The sequence below is a fragment of the Campylobacter sp. RM9331 genome (assembly GCF_020137685.1).
Taxonomy (GTDB): Bacteria; Campylobacterota; Campylobacteria; order Campylobacterales; family Campylobacteraceae; genus Campylobacter_E.
In genome coordinates this window covers 1-1842 of the sequence record NZ_JACGBA010000044.1, presented here as the reverse complement: position 1 = coordinate 1842, position 1842 = coordinate 1, and the positions used below count along the sequence as shown (strand labels likewise).

1 protein-coding gene is annotated in these 1842 nt (G+C 36.0%); it reads left to right on the top strand.

The features are described 5' to 3' along the window. Positions 1 to 1842 (top strand): flagellin hook IN motif-containing protein (locus AVBRAN9331_RS09635; RefSeq protein ID WP_336612917.1); only part of this gene is annotated, 1842 nt, incomplete at both ends.

The following is a 1842-nucleotide window of genomic DNA, read 5'->3' as shown; positions in this document are numbered from 1 at the left end:
GCGGCGGATTTAACAGGAACTGCTAGTGTAACATTTAAAAATGTTGATGGTATCAACGATGTAACAATAGAACCTGTAAAACTTACAAATGGTAAAGGCGATGTAAGTGCTACTACAGGCCTTGGAGCGTTAGCAGAAGCAATCAATAAAGCTAGTGATAAGACAGGAATTAAAGCTAGTGTAACTGCTCAAAGTGTATTTGAACAACCTATTAAAGCGGGTGAAACTACTTCAAATTTCTCAATTAATGGTGTAAAAATCGGAACAGTAAGCGTTCAAGAAAAAGACGCTAATGGTGCTTTAAGAGCTGCTATTAATGCTGTTAAAGATCAAACAGGGGTAGAAGCTTCTGTAGATACTAAAGGTAGATTAGTACTTGCTAATAGAGATGGTAGAGGTATTAAGGTTGAGGATAATGTGAAAGCTGAAAGACCAGTGGTTGATAATCATAGTCTAGTAACCCAAGGTGCTGTAGGTAAAGAAAATACTAAAAAAGGTGTAGATTTTAATGCAGCTGCAACTTGGACTACAGCAGCAGGAGCAGAAGGTTCTATTCTTGTTAAAGAAAATACTTTTGCAGATGTTAAAAACGCTCATGGAGTGCAAGATAGCTTAATATATCAAGATGGTTTAAACAAAGCAAAAAATGCTTCAATCCCATCAGCTGCTTATAAAACATATAAAGCAGAAGAAAAAGAAGCTTTAGATGCATTTAAAAAAGGTTTAACAGGACAATTAGATACTTTCATACAAGCAAGCGCTGAAGTTGATAATACAGCTAAAGGTTTAAAAGATAAGGCTGCTGCAAATGCTGCTGCTGTTACTTTAAAAGATGCTTTAACAAAAACCGATGATATTGCTGAAATACAAAAAGCATTGGCAACATTTGAAACAGCTGCAGCTACTGAAACTACGGCATTAGGTAACTTGCAAACAAGCGTTCAAACTCTGATTGATAATTATGCTAATTCAGTTAGTCAAGCTGCTAAAAAAATACCTGGCAATTTAGATGGAGTTGATATGTCAAAAGGTATTGGTAAAACAATGGTTGATGCGGCTGCTGACTTAGAAGGTGGAATTGTTGCTGCTGGTGCTGCTGGTGGTGGTACAGCAAATGATTTAAAAACTATTTCTGATTTAGTAGGTGCATTTGAAACCGCTGCAGCTGGTGTAAAAACTGCTGAAGTTGATTTTGCTACGTTAGCTGCTGATAAATTAGGTGCTTTAAATCTTGCAGTAAATACTGCTGGAACTTCAGGGGTAGAAAAAGAAATTACAGATTTATTTAATGATTTAAAAACTCAAAAAACAATAGATGGAGCAAATTCAACTATTGATAAAATAAATCAAAAATTAGACAAGTTAATTGATGCAGCTGATGGTAAAACTATGGATACTAAAGAAGCTCAAGAGGGTATGGTAGCTCACTCATTTAAACAATTCTTTGCTGGTATTAAAGCAGGTTTAAACGAACCAAATAAAGCTGGTATGTCAAGTATCGTTGGTTTAAATACTGATAATGCTACTAATATGGGAAGACTTAGCCTAGTTGCAAACAACGGAAGAGACATTCAAGTAGAAGTTAAAGACGCTAATGGCTTTACTACAAACTCAGCTATTGGCTATGATAAAAATGTTAGCGAAGCAACAGTGAGTTTAAGAGAAACTAATGCTACTATTAACAAAGCTCAAGCAGATGCAATGGGCTTTAATGCTAATGAGTGGCAAGCTGGAGATAATGGAGATAATCAAAACGGCTACGCAGCAGGTGTAATGACACTAAAAGGCGCACAAGCAATGATGAATATTGCTGAAACTGCTCAAAAAGCTCTTGAAGCAATC